The following is a 19765-nucleotide window of genomic DNA, read 5'->3' on the forward strand; positions in this document are numbered from 1 at the left end:
GTAAATGAGTAGCATTAGATAAATAAGTTGACACTGCCTTCCTCAGCATCTGCCAAATAAGCTGCTACACCAGCATAGTCGATATCATCTAATAGTTCTTTTTCCTGTAAACCAAGAAGATCCATTGTCATCGTACAAGCTACGAGCTTTACCCCCTGTTCTTGAGCCATCTCAATCAACTGAGGTAATGTAAGTGCATTATGCTTTTTCATCACATTTTTAATCATTTTAGGGCCCATACCTGCAAAGTTCATTTTAGATAAACCCATCTTATCAGCACCACGAGGCATCATCTTTCCAAACATTTTTTCAAGAAATCCTTTTTTCACTGGAATCAGCTCTTCTTTACGTAAAGCGTTTAATCCCCAAAAAGTATGGAAGATCGTCACTTCATGATCGTAGGCAGCTGCACCATTTGCAATAATATAGGCTGCCATTGCCTTATCATAATCCCCGCTAAATAAAACAATTGTTGTGCGTTTTGTTTGTTCTGTCATGTTTATTCCCCCAACTAATTACCCCTGAGGGTATATTAAAGTCAAAAAATTTTTTTTCGAAAGATCTGCTTTTATTCAACTCTTTAAATACCATAGGGGGTATAATATAACGCATATAAAAATTCGTCAACCTTAGGTTGATGAATTTTTATCGGCTCTTTACCAATAAGTCGACTGCTTCTTTTACTAAATTTTGTGTGTCTTCGCCTTTTTCTAAACTTTCACGAACACAATGTTCAAGGTTTGTGCTCACAATTAAACCCATCGCTCGATCGATCGCATTACGGGAAGCTGCTAATTGGGTCACAACCTCTCTACAATCTTTTCCTTGTTCCATCATAGTCAATACACCTTTAATTTGTCCTTCAATCCGTCGTAAGCGGTTTTTAATCTTTTGATCATACTCCATATATCAATGAAATCCTTTCTTTCATTTATTTTTACATTTACATGTTGCCAGTTCATAACTGTTTACATGGATACCTTTGCGCTTTAGAAAACGCACTCCTAAATTTAATTCCACCCGATCACGAGCTATTATGTGTATTTTATCACGTGGAATCTCTAAATAAAAACGTTTTAGATACGCATATGGGATGTTTAAAATAATATTATCCGAAAAATTGGGTACATCGTTATAATGGCGAATATCTAATATTGTCATGTCTATAGCCTTTAATTTATCTTTATGGATACAAGAGATTCCGGTTATAGGATAATAACGTCTATACGTTGCAATGATAATCACAAAAATAAGCAGGAATGCAATAATTAAATAATTGATACTACTTACACCACCTTATTAACTCTTTGTTATTCACAAAACTATAGTATACCCCCTTGGGTATATAGTCAAGCCTGAAAGTGAATTTCTTTGAGCAGTTAGATAAATTTTAATATCCAAAGATTGAAAAAAATACTTACATTTCGATAATGCCAATTCCGCTAAAAGGAACTCGAATAAAGCAAGCAATAAGCCGATTTAATTTTAAATCGGCTTTATTTATCAATTACTTTTAAAATTAGCACAAGACACGCTGCTTGGATATTAAATTGGGTTTCATTATCATGGTACTGGTTCCCCATGTTTCATGCTGGATGTGACTTTAATTATTCTAGAATTCTGCAGAATATCTGTGCTAATCTTCCGCAGCCACTGCATCTGCTTTGGTTTTATGAACTGTACCAAATGGATGGTTAGGAGGAGCATAAATGGAGTAAAGTTTTAATGGCGTATTACCTGTATTAATCACGTTATGCCAAGTGCCGGCAGGTACAATAATGGCATAATCATCATAAACATTTCTTTGAAAGTTCAAATGATCTTTGCTCTTTCCCATTTTGACGATCCCACGCCCCTGCTCAATCCGTAAGAACTGGTCAACGTTAGGATGGATTTCCAAACCAATGTCTTCTCCAATACCAAGACTCATCAAAGTCACTTGAAAATGCTTTCCTGTCCATAAAGCAGTACGGAACGTATGGTTTTGTTTTGTGGCTCTATTGATATTTACAACAAATGGTTTTGGCCCATAATCCTTCAAGAGAAGGTTTCTATCTTCATATGAAGAGCGCAAATCGGCACATCTGTGTACGTGCTCCATCTCATTTGGAATAGACCAATAAACAGATCTTCCATCATTATACATCGGTACAGTCACATAATAATAACATTGAGGCGAAAAAGGGTTATAGTACATTTTTTGATCCCCCGCAATTATAAATTTTTGTGATAGTATCCTATGCATTTATTAAGGGAGTGTGCGAAATCAAGAAAACTCATATTGAACACAAAAATGAATGTTCGATCACCGTTTGATTCACGAATGAATAATTTATCACCGACCTTGTAATCGTTTTCTGGATGTTGAATTTTACTAGCCTTTGTTAACAAGACATCGAATGACACCTTTATATGATGGATTATCAAAGGTCGACGATCCTAAATGGCTTTTGAACATTTACATAGCACAACAACAGAGTATACGGAATTCTGTTGTTTGTCCCCCCTATCCCAGCTCTTTTAGATTTATCCCTTTGGATGCGCCTTGATGGCCAGCTTTTCAGCAGCGTAGAATTTATCGCCTCCTGAATCGTTATAGCATATTTCAACGCCGATAGACTTGCGGTTCCCAGTACCGTTTGTACCGTCTCCTGTATGTGGGCTCGCTTTTAGTAAACCAGTTTATATTCTTTTTGGGCACACAACAGAAACAATTTTTCCATATGAAAATCTCGTAATCTTACACCTCTTTAACTTGAAGGAGGATTTTTGCATATGTATTTTCATACCCGTCAACTACCATCTCATCCAGCATATATTCCTCATATGCATTTTCCCCTATTTGCATTCCATTTCTTTCAATGAACTCAATGATTCTCCGGTACGCCTCTTCAGTATTTCCGCCTATTTCATATCCAACTGCATACAGGCCTTTTGGCCGTACATGATAATTTATGTTCTCTGCCCCATCTTTTACTTTTATATAAAAGTAACTGTAATTGTAGAAGTCTTTTTCTAAGATTTGTTCCCGTGCAAAGATTCCGCCTATCGGATATCCTTCATCTAATTCATATTGCTGAACTTCATGAATGAGTTCTGAAATGGCTGCCACATATTTTCGTTCCGGTAAGTTTAATGTTTTTCGGCTTAACATGAATGTTTCTTCATTTAAATATTCAAAAGATATTGAGGAAAAATCAGTCTCAAGTGCTTGTTCTGTAAGCGTCACTTTTGTTTGTAAGATCGTTTGCAACTGCTTAAGCTCATTTATTTTTTTATCAATCTCAATAGACTTTTCTTTTAGAACATGCAGGATCTTGTCTGGTGTTTTTCCTTTTATTAGACACTTTATTTCTTTTAATGGAACCCCAAGCTCTTTAAATAGACTGATGACTTGAAAAATCTCAAATTGATGATAGGAATAATATCTATACCCATTTTCTTTTTTTATTTCCGGCGAGAAAAGACCAATCTCATCATAATGAAATAAGGTTTGTTTTTTTACACGGCAGAGCTTCGAAAACTCCCCTGTTGTGAAATACTTCTTAACATCTTCGCTCATAAAAACCTCCTTGACTATACGGTAACCATATACCTTATGATTTGATTGTACTTGAAAAAAGCTTCAAGCGAAAAGGATAGGTAAAAAGGGTTCAATTGAGTAAAAGGGGAATTCAGATGAAAAAATCAATAAATGAGCAAAAAACGATATTCATTATACTATTAAGCAACATCTTCGTAGCATTTCTTGGTATCGGTTTAATCATTCCAGTTATGCCTTCTTTTATGAAAATCATGCATTTATCCGGCAGCACAATGGGTTATCTTGTTGCGGCTTTTGCCATTTCTCAGTTAATTACTTCACCTTTTGCAGGTAGGTGGGTTGACCGTTTCGGGAGAAAAAAAATGATTATTCTCGGGTTGCTTATATTCAGTTTATCTGAGTTGATTTTCGGATTAGGGACCCATGTTTCAATATTTTATTTCTCGAGGATATTGGGTGGTGTAAGTGCGGCTTTTATCATGCCCGCGGTAACAGCATATGTAGCTGATATTACAACCCTAAAGGAAAGGTCAAAGGCTATGGGGTATGTTTCTGCTGCAATTAGCACCGGCTTTATTATTGGGCCTGGTGCGGGAGGATTTATTGCCGGCTTTGGCATCCGCATGCCGTTTTTCTTCGCCTCCGCCATCGCGTTAATAGCTGCTGTCACTTCCGTTTTTATACTAAAAGAGTCATTGTCGATAGAAGAACGCCATCAACTCTCATCTCATACAAAGGAATCAAATTTCATTAAAGACTTGAAGAGATCCATTCATCCTGTCTATTTCATTGCATTTATTATCGTCTTTGTAATGGCTTTTGGTTTATCAGCTTATGAAACGGTATTCAGCTTGTTTTCTGATCATAAATTTGGCTTCACACCAAAAGATATTGCAGCCATTATTACGATTAGTTCCATTGTTGCGGTAGTTATTCAAGTTTTACTATTCGGGAAATTGGTCAACAAACTTGGAGAGAAAAGAATGATTCAGCTATGCTTAATAACCGGAGCGATCTTGGCTTTCGTGTCTACTGTTATGTCAGGATTTTTAACTGTTTTGCTTGTAACTTGTTTTATTTTTCTGGCGTTCGATTTGCTACGTCCGGCCTTAACCGCTCATTTATCCAATATGGCCGGTAACCAGCAGGGTTTCGTAGCAGGCATGAACTCCACATACACCAGCCTGGGAAATATATTTGGACCTGCTCTAGGCGGTATACTATTTGATCTTAACATTCATTATCCTTTCCTTTTTGCAGGTTTCGTTATGATTGTCGGCCTTGGTCTTACAATGGTTTGGAAAGAAAAAAAGAATGATGCTGCAGCTTTGAATTAATTCATTTTCTATAAAGTTAAGTCATTTGGATGCAGGGAATGCCCCTGGTTAGGCACAATAAGAAAAGGTACTTAATTTGATAGGCTACATGTTGCTTGACGTGAATATAGTTTAAGCTGAGTTTTAGCAATATCAGGATTTCATCTGCCATCACCATAAGCAGTCGCAGCCTAACCGGGATAAGAAAAAAGGAGAAGGTAGTATGAGTATAAAAATAAAAGCAGTAACTGATGATAATCGTGCTGCAATTCTTGATCTGCATGTCAGCCAGAATCAATTATCATATATTGAAACTACAAAAGTATGTTTAGAGGATGCAAAAGAATGTCACTATTATAAACCTGTCGGGCTTTACTATGAAGGAGATCTAGTCGGTTTTGCAATGTATGGATTGTTTCCCGAGTATGATGAAGATAATAAAAACGGACGAGTCTGGCTTGACCGATTTTTTATTGACGAACGCTATCAGGGAAAAGGATTAGGGAAGAAAATGCTTAAAGCCCTCATTCAGCACCTTGCTGAGCTATATAAATGCAAAAGAATTTATTTAAGTATATTTGAAAATAATATTCATGCTATACGCCTTTATCAAAGGTTTGGTTTTCAATTTAATGGTGAACTCGACTTTAATGGTGAGAAGGTAATGGTAAAAGAGCTATAGATATCCAGGCCTCCTTTTTTGCTGAGAAACGTTTGAACTTCGATAATGATTACCTACTTAAACTGCAAGATCATTGTTTAAAAAAGCCTGGATGAAAATTTCATCTCAGGCTTTAAGCATCTTATTAGTCAAAATCTCATGTGTTTTATCCAGATGTTATTCTTTTTTCCGGACAATTTCTAAATAATTAATATGCCGGCCAACTGTTTTGTGCACTTTAAAAATATACCCATCGGCTTCTATAACGGACCCAACTGCAGCGTCTATTTGTTGAGTCATAAACCAGCCGCCTATTGTATCCACTTCGTCACTTGCTAACGTCGTTCCCAATAAATCATTTACATCTTCAATGAGCACTTTCGAATCTAAGATATAGTGATTATCATTTACTTTTCTAATATTAGGCACTTCATCTTTATCAAATTCATCTCTGATTTCCCCGACAATTTCTTCAAGAATATCTTCAGCAGTGACTAAACCTGAAGTGCCGCCATATTCATCCACAAGAATAGCGATATGTGTTCGCTCTTTTTGCATTTTTACCAATAAATCATGAATTGGAACGGATTCAATAACATGGATAACAGGGTTGATATGATTTTCTAACTTGAAATCCTCTTTTATCTTCTGGTCTGTGTCAATATAAGCTGACAAAAATTCTTTAGCATTGATAAAACCAATGATTGAATCTTTATCTCCATTTAGGACTGGGTACCTTGTATAGCTCTCTGTCTTAATGGTCTTAACAATAGTTTCATAAGAATCCTCACTAGAAATCGCTACGATCTCTCTTCTCGGAATCATAATTTCTTTGGCGATTCTTTCATCAAATTCAAAAATATTATTTACATATTTCAACTCATTTTGATTGATTTCACCGCTCTTATAGCTTTCAGACAGTAAGATGCGCAGTTCTTCTTCAGAATGAGCAAGTTCATGTTCTGATGCAGGTTTCAAACCGAAGAGTCCTACTATAAACCGGGCTGAACCATTTAAAAACCATATAAAAGGGAACAGGATGCGGTAAAACCAAATAATTGGCTTTGCAGTCAAAAGAGTGATGGTTTCCGCTTTTTGGATAGCGAGTGTTTTAGGAGCAAGTTCTCCAACTACAACGTGCAAAAAAGTCGCCATCACAAAAGCAATCACTAAGATCAATACATGTGAGACTGTTTCACTTACATGAAAATGAGCAAATAAGGGGTGCAAAATCACTTCAAAAGTCGATTCTCCGACCCAGCCAATTCCCAACGCTGTAACCGTGATCCCTAATTGACAAGCTGACAAATATTCGTCCAAATGAGTAATGACCTTTTTGGCTGATACGGCACCTTTTTTTCCCTCTAATATGAGTTGGTCAATTTTTGATGACCTGATCTTTACTATCGCAAATTCAGTCGCAACAAAAAATGCTGTTAAGACAATTAAAAGAGTAAAGATTATAAGGTTAATGGTTGTCAATGATTTGCCTTACCTAGTAAGGCGTACACCTCCGATGTAAATATTTATTTTTATAACCCGTTTTTTCTGAATAAACAAAAAACAGTATATATAACATTATAAGTTCAAAAGAACCTAAAATCAACTCTGAATGATGTAAATAATCATCTTTTTCCGTATGGAGAGTGGTTCCCATAGTCTTCAACTAACGATTAGTGGCGTTTTAAGGCTTAAAAAAGAAAGCAAAATAAAAACACACCTGAATTTTCTGGTGTGTTTCAATAATACCCAACCGTCTTGATTTATTTAATGTCTTTATTAAGGTTTTCTTTTAAAATTTGAATCAATTCCGCCTGTTGCTTTATATTTTTGCGGCCATTTCTATTAATTGCAGCAAGTTCACAGACAATTCCAGCTGAAATGAAAAACAATAAACCTTCAAACATTTTAAATCCCCCTCCGTCTAAGTGATAGTCAAATTTGTTTTTTCTTTTTGCAATACCTGCTTATAATCTTCCTTACGCTGATATATGTTATTTAAAATGAGTCCAATAATGACAAACAGTGTTCCTACTATATCAAATGCAGTTATGTTATATCCTTTGATCACCATGATTAACAATGTAGTAATGGGGACAAAGTTAATAAATAAAATCCCATTAATGGATGATAGGATTTTAATGCCATAGTTCCAACTAAGGAGGGCTATGATACCTGGTAAAGTAATCATAAATAAAAAATCATACTTAATTGCTGCAATCACTTTAATACTCGGTACCGACACGTAACCTTGCGCGGTAAGTATAGCTGTCATGATTCCTGTTATAGCTGTGCCGAATAAACATGTCAAAGTTGAATAACGAAGTGTGGACCACTCTCGGAATATCTGTCCCCCCATTGTGTAGACAACCCACCCTAAAACACCAATGAATATAAAGAGTATCGAGAATAGATGATCCCCTAATGAAAAAAAGAAACTTATATTACCTTTGGTTATGACCATCGAAGCCCCCAAAAAGGCAATCAATATACTGATCATTGTGTATTTTTTAGGTTTCACATGTTTATATCCCCATAGAATAACAATTGAAAGCATCGGCATGAGTGCCTCGGCAATGGATGCTGTCATAATTCCAGACTTCCCCATCAACCTTTGACCTAAAAAAATAAGAACATTGTATACAGTAAACGCCATCACCCCAAATAAAATGATCCATTTTGCTTTACCCTCTAAATGAAATGATTTTTTTCCTTCTCTCACCAATAATAAAATCACTAACATAATCGTTACCACACCGTAGCGAATAAATGAAAAATAAAACGGATCAATAAATTCTAATGCATGATCTGCAACTGGAAACATCGCGCCCCAAGACATACTTGCCACTAAACATGTAAGGGCACCAATGAATAATTGACTTTTTTTCATTGAATTCCCCTCCTTTTCTTTAAAATTACAATGAGAATTATAAAAAGAAGTAAGCATCAAGTAAAATGAACAAATGTGATGAAAAACATCATTGATAATGATACTTTAATGAAGAGGGGATCTTCATGGAACTGCGAGACTTACAAATTTTCAAATGCGTAGCCCATCACAAGAGTATTACCGGTGCTGCAAAAGAGTTAAATTATGTACAATCTAATGTAACTGCGCGGATTAAGCAATTAGAGAATGAGCTCAAAACACCTCTTTTCAATCGCCATAAAAAAGGGGTTTCACTAAGCCCAGAGGGCCGAAAAATGATTGAATACGTTAACAAAATTTTGAAAGATGTTGAAGAACTGGAGCAGGTCTTTCTAGATACTGACATACCGTCTGGAATATTAAAAATCGGTACAGTGGAAACAGTGAGGATACTGCCGACCATCATAGCTTCCTATTATAAAAAGTATCCTAATGTGGATTTATCATTGCAGGCTGGTCTAACAGAGGAACTTATTAAAAAGGTCATGAATCACGAATTAGACGGAGCTTTTATTTCAGGCCCTTTGAAACATTCTATTCTGGAACAGTATGATGTTTATACTGAAAGACTTACTCTTGTAACCAGTAACAAAACGTTTAATATAGAGGATTTTTCAACGACTCCGATTCTTGTTTTTAATCAAGGGTGCGGGTATCGGTCTAGGCTTGAACAGTGGCTCAAAGATGAAGGTGTGCTCCCAAACAGAATGATGGAATTTAACATCCTAGAGACAATCTTAAATAGTGTTGCACTTGGACTCGGTATAACAGTGGTACCGGAATCTGCTGTTATGCATCTAGCTGCACAAGGTAAGGTTTATTGTCACCCATTACCTGAGAAAGACAGCTGTATCTCAACAATCTTTATACGCCATAAAGATGCGTACCTGACAAATTCAATGCGCAGCCTCCTTAAGACCATTGTTGAACATAAAAATATGAGTATGGCTTAAAGTGCTTTTTCTCTTTCTATGTTAACTTCTTAAATAAAAGAGAAAGCGCATCTCCACTTCGCTACCCTTATTCACGCAAAAAATAGAGCAGTAAACATGTGAGTTACTGCTCTGCTTCGTTTATCCACCGTTCATTTGTTTTACAATGTATTCAGCATCATTTCCTACGCCTTGAAGCAACGCTGAACCTCGCTTATGCTGCCAAGGCAACCCTATAAAGTACAATCCTTCTACAGGTGAAACACCTCTATGATGTATGATTCGACCTTCTTGATCCAAAACACCTTTTATATTTATCCAACATAAGGGATTCCTGAAACCAGTAGCCCAAATAATATTGTTTACTTCTAATGTAGATGAATCTTTAAAAATGATTTCATTTTGCTTTGCGGCAATGACTCTTTTTTTTAAGATGATCTCCTTCTGTTTTATTGCATGTTTTAATTCATGCCCAAATACTGGATCACCTTTCTTTTGAATGAATTTGCCTACTATTGATGTATGACTTGCATGTAAAACTCCTAATTTATCAAACCACCAAAAGATGCTTCTTTTTCCGATCATTAAAGGGAAATAAACTAGTTTATTACTACAGGCTAAATATGTAACTCTTTCTTTGGATAATTCAACAGCTATCTGAGCACCACTATTCCCACCACCAACTACTAGTACATTTCCATATGCCAATTGTTTTGAATTCTTATATTGTGATGAGTGTAGTTGATTAATATGATCAGCTAAATCCTTTGATATTGATGGAATACTAGGGGTATGAAAAGGCCCTGTAGCAATGACAAGATTCTTCGTTTGATATTCTTCCCGATTTGTTTTTATTAAGAAATAATTCTTTATTTTTAGGACACTTATTACTTCTGTCCGTAATTGGATTGGAATTTCAAATTTTTCAACATATTTCTTTAGATAAGCAACAATTTCATTTTTTGTAGGAAATCCATGTTTGTCTCCTTCAAGATGCATTCCAGGCAAAGAGCTATACATTCGAGAAGTAAATAAAACCAATGAGTCATACCGATCTTTCCAGCTCTCCCCCACCTCATGACTTTTATCCAAAATGATAAACTTTTGATCGGACTGCTTAAAATAATATCCTATCGAGATCCCTGCTTGACCAGCCCCGATTACGATAGTGTCGTACACATTATCACCCCGCCAATTTCAAATTGTCAGTAGACAGAATCTGCAAAATGCTAGTTGATCTCCTCACTATAAAGTTAGATAAAAAATTTAATGGTGATGGTGGTCACGCGGCTTCTCCATTTTGGGCTGACAAAGGATCGCATTGTCGTGATTATGCGCTTCGGTTTCCATTTGAATGGTTACGTGCGTAATGCCTTTATGCTCAAGTTCATGTTCAATTTTGCGTAAAATATTTTCACTTTCTGAAATGGTCAGTTGATCGTCCACAACTGCATGGCAAGAAAGAGCATTCAATCCGCTTGTGATAGACCATATGTGTAAATCATGAATGTTTTGAATTCCCTCTGTCCCTTCAATTGTACGAATGATATCAGAGACATCGATATTTTCTGGAGTTCCTTCCATTAAGATGTGAATGGAATCTTTAGTCACATTGTAACCGCTTCTTAGAACAAGAATAGCCACAATGATACTAGCCAATGGATCTGCCCAGCCCCATCCAAAGAAGATGATGAGTATGGCAGCTAAAATGGCACCTACAGAGCCGAGCATATCGCTTATTACATGTAAATAAGCTCCTCTTATATTCAGATTATTCTTTGTATCTCCGCCACTCATCATAATCCAAGCGACCAATAGATTCACAACTAACCCGATGATACTAATTGTAAGCATGCCAGTTGTTGCTACTTTTGGTGGATTAGAGAAGCGTTCGATTGCTTCATAAATGATATAAAGAGAAATAAGAATTAAGGCAGCACCGTTTATCACAGCTGCAAGAATCTCAAATCGTTTATAGCCGAATGTCTTATTGTGATTTGCCTTTTTTTCAGCTAATGTAAAAGCAATCAGGGCAACCATTAATGAAATTGAATCACTCAGCATATGGCCTGCATCAGATAAAAGCGCCAGACTATTTGTTAAAAATCCACCTATAGCTTCTATTATCATATAACCTGTAATCATGATAAAAGAGATCAATAAAACCTTTTTATTTGCTCCTTCATTATGATTGTGACTATGATTGTGACCCATAAAAAACTCCTCCTTACCTAAAGTTTTTAATACATATGTATTTATTATTTCAAATCTGTTATGAAGCATTCTAACATGATGCAAACAATATTTATATATGAGCATGTGTTCATATATAAATATATCTGCTCTTTACTGAAATGTCAAAATATTTTTTATAGAAATCAACAATACCTCCTTAATTATTCTCTAAAAAGCGGAGCAAACCCATGGTTTGCTCCGCTAACTAAGTTTCTCTATCCTTTTCCTTTTCTTCAATCAAGCATTTGAGGGTAGTATTCAACTACAATTTACCGGTTAAAATTTGGGCCTCGCCAAGTCCAAAACTCCAGTCAGCATTATCATTTTCAACAATAGATACAATTAAATCAGTTGATGCGATACCACACTCAGATTCCAGTCTTTCAGCTAACAGCCTGTAAAATTTTTGTTTCTTCTCTTCCGGTCGGGATTTACTTGTAACTGAAAGAACAACAAGATTTTTAGTTCGGTTAAATCCTAACCCAGTATCCTCAATAATCATATGATTTTCTGGATGTTCATGAACAATTTGATAACGGTCTAGTTGAGGCACATCAAAAGCCTCTACTACAACATTGTGAGCGACATCTAAAAGTTTTTTCAAACTTGATTGATCTCGCCCTTCTATTAAGTCAAAACGAAGTAATGGCATAAAATCCCCTCCTTCTACTACAACAGTCTTTTTAATTTCATTCGTTAATGTGTCAGCTATTTCCAAGCAGCTGCTACATTTAGAATAAAGTAATTTCCCAATAACCCCTTCATTCTGGTGTTAGTCAAGCCTATGTTATGATGTGTATTTCCATAGGCAATATACAGAATCAACTTCGAGTAAATTAACCATTTTTTGAAATAGCCTTATCACTTACTTTAGAAATCATTTATTCTTCTAAGCTTTAGTTTACATGAAGCTCTGCTATCATATATAATTCAAAATTAAGATGGAAGACATCTCAAAATCAGATATTAACTATGGAGGACTAGATGAATATTCAGTTGTTACAGGTTTTTCTCACTACTGCTCGTGAAGGCAGTATTTCCAAGGCTGCTCAGACTTTAAATTATGCACAATCGAACGTAACGAATAAGATACAACAACTAGAAAACGATTTACAGACAAAATTATTCTATCGCCATAGTCGAGGAATCACACTTACTCCCCCAGGGCAAATTCTTGTTTCTTACTCAGAGAAAATTCTACATACTATTGAAGAAGCTAGAGCAGCCATGGGCGAATCATCCGCGCCTTCTGGGCCACTGCGTATAGGATCAATGGAAACAACAGCTGCAGTTTGGCTTCCTCAACTCCTTGCACATTATAATAACCTCTATCCAAATGTTGATTTGAACCTAGTAACCGGCCCTACGGAACAACAAATACAAGCAGTTTTACATTATGAGTTAAACGGCGCTTTTATTTCAGGGCCTATTGAACACCCTGATTTAGTTCAAGAAAAGGTATTGGATGAAGAGATGGTTCTTGTTACAAGCGCTTCACACCCTGTGATTTCTTCCATTCAGGATGTTCAAACACAAACAATGCTTGTATTCCGTAAAGGATGCTCTTACAGAGCAAAGCTCAATCATATCCTCCAAGAAGAAGGTTTATTACCTATAAAATTAATGGAATTTGGCATACTTGAAGCGATCATTGGCTGTGTAAGCGCCGGCTTGGGGATTTCACTGCTGCCTCGTTCAATCATTGCTTCGCATGAAAAAGAAGGCCGCATTCGCAGCCACACTATCTCTGACAAATATTCTTTCGTATCAACCATGTTTATAAGGCGGAAAGACACTTTAATTACCCCTGCTTTATCTGCTTTTTTAACGCATATGAGGGATCATTTTCAGGTAAAGAGGCCAGATCAATCGTAAATAAATGGATGGAAGGCAGGCTTCGCCTCAAAATACCTCTGATCAGTTGTCTGATATAAAAATATAGGCGCATCTCATTGTTTGTATAGAGCAAAAAAGCAAACTTCGGTATGTAGTTTGCTTTTTCTTCGTGATTTTGCACTCTGAATTGTGAAACCTAGTCGATATTAGAATGTAGATTTTCCTCATTCAAAGAATTTTGAACGAAGATCATTGCCCTAGACACTTGGTTGCGTCTTGAAGTTAAAGGCTGACTATTTCCTAAAGAGTCAATCGCTCTCACAACTATTAAATATTCACCTACAGATTTCGGGTGACAACGGAAAGATTGATATTTTCGGTTGGACAGGGGCAGAACATCCAATTGTAACAGTTGAAGTATCCACTGATGGAGGAGATCCTGCAGATCTGAGTGATATTGCTGTTGATTGATCAACTTGTTTTTGTTCGGAATATACTCAGTATATAGCCGCATATTCCCCCTGCAATAGCTGGAATGAGCCACCCCAGCCCTATGTTATACATAGGGAGAATCTGAGAGAAAATATGATTCACAACTTCAATTTTTATTCCCGCCTCCTTCAAACCGTCAAATAAGCTGATGATGAATGCGAATAATAAACTGCCTTGATACACTTCTGTCTTCCCTTTAAATACAGAATGCAAAAACGTTAAAAATATTAAGGAAATCGCGATAGGATACATCGTCAGTAAGACAGGCATTGACACCTTAATGAGCTGGGTTAATCCTATATTTGCGACAAGTGTACTAAACACTGATAAAACGACAGCAATTTTTTTATAAGAAATGTTCGGAAATAATTCATGAAAAAATGAAGAACACGCTGTGATCAGTCCGACACTTGTCGTCAGACACGCCACTGTAATCATTAAGCCCAATAAGATCGAACCATAAGATCCAAAATAATAGGATGAAACCTTAGCCAAGACCTCTGCTCCATTTTCTAAAATCCCCAGTTCTTCAACGCTGGAAGCCCCCATATAGGAAAGGGCTGTATACATAACTGCTAAGAGTACAGCTGCAATCGCGGCTGCTTTTGCACAAACACCCATCAGCTGTTTTTTGGTAGAAGCTCCTTGTTCCTTAAAATGCATTCACGATGATAATTCCAAAAACAAATGCTACAAGGGCATCCAGAGTAAGGTATCCTTCCTGAAATCCTTTAAAAAACGCTTGTGATGTGTACCCTTTTGATGGTGCTTGAATGGTTCCAATTGGGCGAATAAGAGCTACCACTACAAGCAATCCGATAAATGTCAGCTTAATTGGTGTCAAAAATTTCCCAACTATATCAATGATTTTTGAAGGATTAAGTGATAACACGCATGCCAATCCGAAAAATAATATTGTAAATATGATCAATGAGACAGGGCCTGCATCATTTGATAAAAAAGGTTTTACCCCAATTTCAAACGATACGTTTCCTGATCTCGGGATAGCGAAAAAAGGCCCGATTGCCAAATAGAGAATCGTCGTAAATACAATGCCAAACACCGGGTGAACACGGCTGGCTAACGACTGTAAGTTTTGTTTACCCGAAAAAACAAATGCTGTTATAGCCAGTAATGGCAATCCAACTCCGGTCACTAAGAAACCTGCATTAGCGACCCATACATTTTTCCCGGCCAATTGACCAAGCATAGGCGGAAAAATGAGATTTCCTGCTCCAAAAAACAATGCAAATAGCATTAATCCTATAATGATGATATAGGAAGCAGACACTTTTTTTGACATTATATATCCTCCGATTAAAGTAGACACTTCTTGAATAGCCAGGAAACATTACAGATGCTATTTGCACTGGCACAGTGTTGATTCCAAAATAAGCTTGTGTCAGTTTTATATATTTTTATCAAGTTTAATAAAAGCATGATTTGATAGTTTCCGATATCGGTTAAAAAACCAATTGCACCAAAACCATATAAACAACGGTTCCCCCCGCTATGGAAAGAAGCATATTTTTCTTCCACAAGTGAAGCAGTACAACTGCAGCTGCTCCAACTAATTCAGGAATGCCATGACTTCCAGAAAGCAGACTCACATCTTTTAAACAATAAATGACCAAAAGCCCGATTACCGCTGATGGCAGCACTTTACCAAGATACTGTACATATTTCGGTGTCGGTTTGCCAGACGGGAAAATCATGAATGGAAGGAACCGTGTCAGCATTGTTCCTAGCACGACCATTGCAATGGTGATCATTTGCTGCGTCATAGTCATCGTCATACGGAAACCTCAGCTTTCTCCAATGGTTTTCTCAGAACAGTCAGTACCCCTAAAATGGCGAGCATAGCAGGAATAATAAATTGGTTTCCGCCAAAAAGGATAAGACAGGCTACTGAAAGTCCAAGTCCTGAGAGAGCACTATAATGCTTTTTCTCTTTCATCCATTGTTCTATGAATATCACAATAAACAGAGCAGTCATCACAAAATCAAGCCCTTCGGTATTAAACTTCACGTACGACCCAAAAATACCTCCTATCGCTGCCCCCGCGACCCAATATAAATGATTAAGCAGTGTCACAAAAAACATAAACCAGCCCTTGTCAACATTCGTCGGAACATTAGCGGTATAATTGATAGAAAATGATTCATCACACATTCCGAAAATCAGATAAAGCTTTTTCTTTCCAGTCCCCCTGTACTTATCCAACATGGAAATTCCATAAAACAAATGCCTGGCATTGACCATTAACGTCAAAAAAAGAGCATTCATAGGGTTGAACGCACCAAGTAAAAAATTCGCTGCAACAAACTCCATTGAGCCCGCAAATATCATAAAACTCATGATGATTGGATAGATTGCGCTAAATCCCAAAGAATGCATAAAGATTCCATAAGCTATCCCCAAAAACAAAAACCCCGCAAAAATCGGAATTGTATATGGGAATGCAGAACGAAATGCAGCCCATATTTGACCTCTCTTATTCATTTGAGTGTTTATAGCAGGAGAGCTTAAATGTAACGATTCTTTATTTTTATTCAAATCAACAACCTCCTACATTTCATCAATTGGCACACTGACAGTTCTTTTTTCTGTACTCATGACTATGCTTGTGTCAACTCCACTAATAGCAGGGTTCTGCATTAATGAATCAATGATAAAATTCCGATAACTCTCCATGTCCTTCGCCCACAATCTTAAGCATATAGTCATGGCTTCCTGTAAGTGTGTAGCATTCTTGAACCTGTGGGAATTTGTTTATATCCTCTAAAAATGAATGAATTGTCTCCCTATTTAAGGGTGATAAGTTGATGAGAGCTAGTGCTGTGACTTCGAATCCAAGTTTTTTCTCATCAACAATAGTCGTAAACTTTTTAATTATACCTGCTTCTACTAGGTTCTTTGTTCTTGCAAGGCAAGCTGATGGTGAAAGCCCAATTTTCTTAGATAAATTTAAATTTGATATTGAAGCATCTTCCTGCAATTCTCTTAAAATGGCCTTATCAGTTTCGTCAAGCATAATACCCATTTCATAACCCCCAATACGAATTAAAAGAATTATATTTCACTAAATTTAAATAATGACGAATTTTTATTCGTTAATCAAATATTATTTAAATTTAAATCCTTTTAAAATATTATTCGCAGAATAAAATTATCCTCATGATTAACTCATAATGAAATTAACTTACATTAGAAAGAAGGCATGGGACTTGTGTGACTTGATACCAACATCATAAGAAACTTATCAGAAGCCAAAAAGTTATTGCGGTCTCAACGAAATTTTAATTTGTGGTGCCCTATTGCCTTTTTCCGCGAACGAAAACTGTTAAAATTCACAAAACAGAAAGTCTACTCTATTATTATTTTAAACTCGTCCTCTAATTCCTCTTGAGCCTCTAGTAAAACTTCTAATACATCATCAGCGTATGAACCTAAAAACTTTTTACTAAACTCAAAATTTATCAAGACTAAAGTGAGCGGCAAATCCACCCACCCTGTCAGGCAATCCCATAAAGCGTCTAAATTTCTCCCATAGTAGTTTGGGAAGTCTAATTTATCTTTTAAAACATCATGTAAAACTTCTATATTTTCAAAGTCTCTTCCATCTATCATTATTTTTCTCATTAGAAACAATGCCCTCCATTATTTTATCTTAACAAACGTTTACTATGTAACAGCTGTTTGTCCAAATGAGGCTGAAAACAAATAAAAAACACCGATAGGGGGAAACTATTGGTGTTTGCAAGATATTTTCATGCCCGGTAGGCATAAATAATGCTAAACTTTGTTTTTGAAAAGCTATCATATCAAATTTTTATGTTACAGCTTTACTATCGTTTAATCTAATTGAGGAGTAAAACGAGTATGTTTGAAAATCACATATCCCCAAAAAATTAAAAACTAAGCGGCAATTCTTCGAGTGCTCTCATCAGAAAATTCCCTTTCCATTTCATTTGTTCCTTTTCGCCTTTTAACTGTATATTTGGACAGCGGCGTAATAAGGTGGAAATCGCAATCTTGGCTTCTAAGCGGGCTAACTGTGCACCAAGACAAAAATGATTGCCATGGCCAAAAGCAATATGGCGGTTGTTCTTTCTTTCAATATCAAATATGTCGGCATTTGGAAATATCTTCTCATCACGGTTTGCTGATGCTAAAGAAATGATGATCACATCTTTCCGTTTAATCTCCTGTCCATGCAGTATAAACGGTTCAGCCGTCCAGCGAATTGTCGTTAGCTCAACAGGGCTGTGAAACCGCAATGCTTCTTCTATGGCTGAATTCATCAAGTCCGGCTGCTGGCGGAGCTTTTCAAATTGATCACCGTGACACATCAGAGCATATGTCATATTGGTGATTAAGTTTACGGTTGTTTCATGACCTGCAACGATAAGCAGCATAATCATCGAGTACAATTCTTCTGTACTTAATTGTGTGCCTTCACTTTCCGCTTGAATTAATGCACTGATTAAATCTCCTGCAGGTTCTCTCCTTTTTTTGCGAACTAAGGATTCCAGATATTCAACAAACTCCCCTAACAAGTGGTCATTCTCCTGAAGTCTTTCAGGGGCATCTGAAAAATCAATAATTGCTTGCGACCACACTCTGAATTTTTGACGATCTTCCAAGGGAATGCCGAGCATTTCACTTATCACGATAATCGGCAATGGAAACGCATAATCGTCTACTAGGTTCATGAATTTGTTGGGCTGCACTTTATCCAATAAAGAATCTGCGATATGCTGGATTTTGTCTTCCAACTGGAAAATCATCCGATGCGTAAATGCTTTTTGAACAAGAGTTCGCAAGCGGTTGTGATCAGGGGGATCTGAATTAAGCATATGCTTTGTTAAAGACTCTTCATTCTTCAATAGAGCAGGACGTTTTTCTTTTGCGGTAAATACATTTTCATAGTTTTTCTTTAATTTTTCATTCTTTAATAAATGTATTGCATCTTCATATCTCGATATGAGCCAGCCTTTCCCCAGAGCTCCTAAAGATAATGGGTAGAGAGGCTGTGATTTTCGCAATTCTTTATAAAATTCATACGCTTCATCTTTAAATGCTCTCGAAGACAATTGACTTTCCGTCAAAATGGTTACACTCTTTTTTTCTTTTGAAGACATTCATTCGACCTCCATCTTTGAAAGGTTATGATAATCTTTAAATATAAAATCAGGACGATTTGTAAAATGATCCATTGAGATCAGTATTCATGATAAGGGCCAAAATGCCGTCCCCGCATTTTGAAATAAAAGATATGAGACAGTCATTAATCATTTTGCTGCCTAAACTCTTTCCCTGATAAAATGGCGAAACTCCTAATACTTCTAAATACCATGCCGGCTCTTTTAAGGAATTGTAAGATTTTTCAGCCTCATTAGTCACCGTCAACATGTTCAATACTGAAAATCCCCCCATTTTGATTAATGTTATTCCACCTGCTGCTATATAATCGATCAAGTTAATGTCGGGTTTATCACGATGTTTTAATAGAGCGGCAACAACCATTTCACCATTCTGAATGTCAACAAAAAAGAAATGCTTTTTAAAATATGCTCTTGTCAGTACTTTATGCATTTCAAAAATAAATGAATGATCTTTTTTTCGCGTTTTACGAGTAAATCCATAAAAGGATATTGATTGAAAGATTGATGGAATAGCTTTGCCACTTTGCTTACTTCATCTGCTCTTGCTTGTCGATAAAGAAACATTGATGCACCTCCTCTGAGCAGTAAAGCAGGAAATCGAATTAAAGCGCCCTTCCTATTGGAAAGGCGCCTGCCGTTTTACTGTGCCAA

General features: G+C 36.5%; 23 protein-coding genes and 3 pseudogenes. 4 read left to right on the top strand and 22 right to left on the bottom strand.

Features of this window, described 5'->3' with window-relative positions; genetic code table 11:
• Positions 1 to 14 precede the first annotated feature (14 nt).
• The 7 genes and pseudogenes from NSQ09_RS18900 to bltR all read right to left on the bottom strand — a co-directional run bounded on the left by NSQ09_RS18900 (position 15) and on the right by bltR (position 3562).
• On the bottom strand, positions 15 to 497 hold the full coding sequence (locus tag NSQ09_RS18900; protein WP_024572226.1) for a DsrE/DsrF/DrsH-like family protein: 483 nt from the start codon (positions 495 to 497) through the stop codon (positions 15 to 17).
• 148 nt (positions 498 to 645) lie between these two features.
• Positions 646 to 906 (bottom strand): metal-sensitive transcriptional regulator, encoded by a 261-nt coding sequence (locus NSQ09_RS18905; protein WP_003237170.1) that lies wholly within the window; start codon positions 904 to 906, stop codon positions 646 to 648.
• A gap of 21 nt (positions 907 to 927) precedes the next feature.
• Complete coding sequence (locus NSQ09_RS18910) at positions 928 to 1245, bottom strand: sulfurtransferase (protein WP_080286220.1); 318 nt, start codon at positions 1243 to 1245, stop codon at positions 928 to 930.
• Between the two features lie 391 nt (positions 1246 to 1636).
• Positions 1637 to 2197, bottom strand: a complete 561-nt coding sequence (locus NSQ09_RS18915) for a cupin domain-containing protein (protein ID WP_041333524.1) — start codon at positions 2195 to 2197, stop codon at positions 1637 to 1639.
• 226 nt (positions 2198 to 2423) lie between these two features.
• Positions 2424 to 2567, bottom strand: coding sequence for a hypothetical protein (locus NSQ09_RS18920; protein ID WP_032722385.1), 144 nt, complete (start codon positions 2565 to 2567; stop codon positions 2424 to 2426).
• Positions 2548 to 2658, bottom strand: a pseudogene (locus tag NSQ09_RS18925) (N-acetylmuramoyl-L-alanine amidase); the annotation flags it as partial. The gene NSQ09_RS18920 and the pseudogene NSQ09_RS18925, both read right to left, overlap by 20 nt.
• An 82-nt stretch (positions 2659 to 2740) precedes the next feature.
• A complete protein-coding gene (bltR, locus tag NSQ09_RS18930) occupies positions 2741 to 3562 on the bottom strand; it encodes a multidrug efflux transcriptional regulator BltR (RefSeq protein ID WP_014480349.1) in 822 nt (273 codons plus the stop codon).
• A 116-nt stretch (positions 3563 to 3678) separates the two neighbouring features.
• On the opposite strand from bltR, the gene blt reads away from it, so the two are divergent.
• Positions 3679 to 4881, top strand: a complete 1203-nt coding sequence (blt, locus tag NSQ09_RS18935; protein WP_003229880.1) for a multidrug efflux MFS transporter Blt — start codon at positions 3679 to 3681, stop codon at positions 4879 to 4881.
• Positions 4882 to 5083: 202 nt separating this feature from the next.
• A complete protein-coding gene (gene bltD, locus NSQ09_RS18940) occupies positions 5084 to 5542 on the top strand; it encodes a spermine/spermidine acetyltransferase (protein ID WP_041333519.1) in 459 nt (152 codons plus the stop codon).
• Between the two features lie 156 nt (positions 5543 to 5698).
• On the opposite strand, the gene NSQ09_RS18945 is transcribed toward bltD, so the two are convergent.
• The 3 genes from NSQ09_RS18945 to NSQ09_RS18955 all read right to left on the bottom strand — a co-directional run bounded on the left by NSQ09_RS18945 (position 5699) and on the right by NSQ09_RS18955 (position 8411).
• A complete protein-coding gene (locus tag NSQ09_RS18945) occupies positions 5699 to 7003 on the bottom strand; it encodes a hemolysin family protein (RefSeq protein ID WP_017697706.1) in 1305 nt (434 codons plus the stop codon).
• A gap of 281 nt (positions 7004 to 7284) precedes the next feature.
• Entirely contained in the window at positions 7285 to 7428 is a 144-nt protein-coding gene (locus NSQ09_RS18950) for a YrzO family protein (protein ID WP_014477437.1), read from the bottom strand.
• Between the two features lie 17 nt (positions 7429 to 7445).
• Entirely contained in the window at positions 7446 to 8411 is a 966-nt protein-coding gene (locus NSQ09_RS18955) for a DMT family transporter (protein WP_041333517.1), read from the bottom strand.
• A gap of 125 nt (positions 8412 to 8536) precedes the next feature.
• Here NSQ09_RS18955 and czcR point away from each other — a divergent pair, with 125 nt between their 5' ends.
• Positions 8537 to 9403, top strand: a complete 867-nt coding sequence (gene czcR, locus NSQ09_RS18960) for a LysR family transcriptional regulator CzcR (RefSeq protein WP_041333514.1) — start codon at positions 8537 to 8539, stop codon at positions 9401 to 9403.
• 120 nt (positions 9404 to 9523) lie between these two features.
• Here czcR and NSQ09_RS18965 read toward each other — a convergent pair whose 3' ends face one another.
• The 3 genes from NSQ09_RS18965 to NSQ09_RS18975 all read right to left on the bottom strand — a co-directional run bounded on the left by NSQ09_RS18965 (position 9524) and on the right by NSQ09_RS18975 (position 12269).
• Positions 9524 to 10561: a flavin-containing monooxygenase gene (locus NSQ09_RS18965; RefSeq protein WP_041333512.1), complete on the bottom strand. Its 1038-nt coding sequence runs from the start codon at positions 10559 to 10561 to the stop codon at positions 9524 to 9526.
• 87 nt (positions 10562 to 10648) lie between these two features.
• Positions 10649 to 11596: a CDF family zinc transporter CzcD gene (czcD, locus tag NSQ09_RS18970; RefSeq protein ID WP_038429364.1), complete on the bottom strand. Its 948-nt coding sequence runs from the start codon at positions 11594 to 11596 to the stop codon at positions 10649 to 10651.
• A gap of 283 nt (positions 11597 to 11879) precedes the next feature.
• Entirely contained in the window at positions 11880 to 12269 is a 390-nt protein-coding gene (locus NSQ09_RS18975; RefSeq protein WP_041333508.1) for a tautomerase family protein, read from the bottom strand.
• 332 nt (positions 12270 to 12601) lie between these two features.
• On the opposite strand from NSQ09_RS18975, the gene gltR reads away from it, so the two are divergent.
• Positions 12602 to 13492, top strand: a complete 891-nt coding sequence (gene gltR / locus NSQ09_RS18980; protein ID WP_019712544.1) for a glutamate biosynthesis transcriptional regulator GltR — start codon at positions 12602 to 12604, stop codon at positions 13490 to 13492.
• A 157-nt stretch (positions 13493 to 13649) separates the two neighbouring features.
• On the opposite strand, the gene NSQ09_RS18985 is transcribed toward gltR, so the two are convergent.
• From NSQ09_RS18985 to NSQ09_RS19025, 9 genes and pseudogenes are all read right to left on the bottom strand, one after another.
• Positions 13650 to 13967 carry a hypothetical protein gene (locus NSQ09_RS18985; RefSeq protein ID WP_015251620.1) on the bottom strand — a complete coding sequence of 106 codons (318 nt, stop codon included), beginning with the start codon at positions 13965 to 13967 and terminating at the stop codon, positions 13650 to 13652.
• Positions 13925 to 15248, bottom strand: a pseudogene (gene brnQ, locus NSQ09_RS18990) (branched-chain amino acid transport system II carrier protein). Before brnQ ends, NSQ09_RS18985 begins: the two are co-directional and overlap by 43 nt.
• A gap of 160 nt (positions 15249 to 15408) precedes the next feature.
• Positions 15409 to 15741 carry a branched-chain amino acid transporter AzlD gene (gene azlD / locus NSQ09_RS18995; protein WP_003245988.1) on the bottom strand — a complete coding sequence of 111 codons (333 nt, stop codon included), beginning with the start codon at positions 15739 to 15741 and terminating at the stop codon, positions 15409 to 15411.
• Entirely contained in the window at positions 15738 to 16502 is a 765-nt protein-coding gene (azlC, locus tag NSQ09_RS19000) for an azaleucine resistance protein AzlC (protein ID WP_017697605.1), read from the bottom strand. The genes azlD and azlC overlap by 4 nt, the downstream gene beginning before the upstream one ends.
• Positions 16503 to 16514: 12 nt before the next feature.
• A pseudogene (gene azlB, locus NSQ09_RS19005) lies at positions 16515 to 16989 on the bottom strand (azlBCD operon transcriptional regulator AzlB).
• A gap of 323 nt (positions 16990 to 17312) precedes the next feature.
• Positions 17313 to 17588: a barstar family protein gene (locus NSQ09_RS19010; RefSeq protein WP_017697606.1), complete on the bottom strand. Its 276-nt coding sequence runs from the start codon at positions 17586 to 17588 to the stop codon at positions 17313 to 17315.
• Positions 17589 to 17857: 269 nt separating this feature from the next.
• Positions 17858 to 19090: a cytochrome P450 family protein gene (locus NSQ09_RS19015; protein ID WP_017697607.1), complete on the bottom strand. Its 1233-nt coding sequence runs from the start codon at positions 19088 to 19090 to the stop codon at positions 17858 to 17860.
• A gap of 49 nt (positions 19091 to 19139) precedes the next feature.
• Entirely contained in the window at positions 19140 to 19475 is a 336-nt protein-coding gene (locus tag NSQ09_RS19020; protein WP_341032400.1) for a GNAT family N-acetyltransferase, read from the bottom strand.
• Between the two features lie 53 nt (positions 19476 to 19528).
• Positions 19529 to 19678: a hypothetical protein gene (locus tag NSQ09_RS19025; protein ID WP_003229864.1), complete on the bottom strand. Its 150-nt coding sequence runs from the start codon at positions 19676 to 19678 to the stop codon at positions 19529 to 19531.
• Positions 19679 to 19765: the final 87 nt, after the last annotated feature.

This window comes from Bacillus sp. FSL W8-1202 (genome assembly GCF_038006165.1).
Classification (GTDB): Bacteria; Bacillota; Bacilli; order Bacillales; family Bacillaceae; genus Bacillus; species Bacillus subtilis.

Bases quoted from the DNA above. Each gene is read 5' to 3' on its own strand.
- NSQ09_RS18900 (WP_024572226.1), bottom strand. From the start codon at position 497: ATGACAGAACAAACAAAACGCACAACAATTGTTTTATTTAGCGGGGAT.
- NSQ09_RS18905 (WP_003237170.1), bottom strand. From the start codon at position 906: ATGGAGTATGATCAAAAGATTAAAAACCGCTTACGACGGATTGAAGGA.
- NSQ09_RS18915 (WP_041333524.1), bottom strand. From the start codon at position 2,197: ATGTACTATAACCCTTTTTCGCCTCAATGTTATTATTATGTGACTGTA.
- bltR (WP_014480349.1), bottom strand. From the start codon at position 3,562: ATGAGCGAAGATGTTAAGAAGTATTTCACAACAGGGGAGTTTTCGAAG.
- blt (WP_003229880.1), top strand. From the start codon at position 3,679: ATGAAAAAATCAATAAATGAGCAAAAAACGATATTCATTATACTATTA.
- bltD (WP_041333519.1), top strand. From the start codon at position 5,084: ATGAGTATAAAAATAAAAGCAGTAACTGATGATAATCGTGCTGCAATT.
- NSQ09_RS18950 (WP_014477437.1), bottom strand. From the start codon at position 7,428: ATGTTTGAAGGTTTATTGTTTTTCATTTCAGCTGGAATTGTCTGTGAA.
- NSQ09_RS18955 (WP_041333517.1), bottom strand. From the start codon at position 8,411: ATGAAAAAAAGTCAATTATTCATTGGTGCCCTTACATGTTTAGTGGCA.
- czcR (WP_041333514.1), top strand. From the start codon at position 8,537: ATGGAACTGCGAGACTTACAAATTTTCAAATGCGTAGCCCATCACAAG.
- czcD (WP_038429364.1), bottom strand. From the start codon at position 11,596: ATGGGTCACAATCATAGTCACAATCATAATGAAGGAGCAAATAAAAAG.
- NSQ09_RS18975 (WP_041333508.1), bottom strand. From the start codon at position 12,269: ATGCCATTACTTCGTTTTGACTTAATAGAAGGGCGAGATCAATCAAGT.
- gltR (WP_019712544.1), top strand. From the start codon at position 12,602: ATGAATATTCAGTTGTTACAGGTTTTTCTCACTACTGCTCGTGAAGGC.
- NSQ09_RS18985 (WP_015251620.1), bottom strand. From the start codon at position 13,967: ATGCGGCTATATACTGAGTATATTCCGAACAAAAACAAGTTGATCAAT.
- azlD (WP_003245988.1), bottom strand. From the start codon at position 15,741: ATGACGATGACTATGACGCAGCAAATGATCACCATTGCAATGGTCGTG.
- NSQ09_RS19010 (WP_017697606.1), bottom strand. From the start codon at position 17,588: ATGAGAAAAATAATGATAGATGGAAGAGACTTTGAAAATATAGAAGTT.
- NSQ09_RS19015 (WP_017697607.1), bottom strand. From the start codon at position 19,090: ATGTCTTCAAAAGAAAAAAAGAGTGTAACCATTTTGACGGAAAGTCAA.
- NSQ09_RS19020 (WP_341032400.1), bottom strand. From the start codon at position 19,475: ATGGTTGTTGCCGCTCTATTAAAACATCGTGATAAACCCGACATTAAC.
- NSQ09_RS19025 (WP_003229864.1), bottom strand. From the start codon at position 19,678: ATGTTTCTTTATCGACAAGCAAGAGCAGATGAAGTAAGCAAAGTGGCA.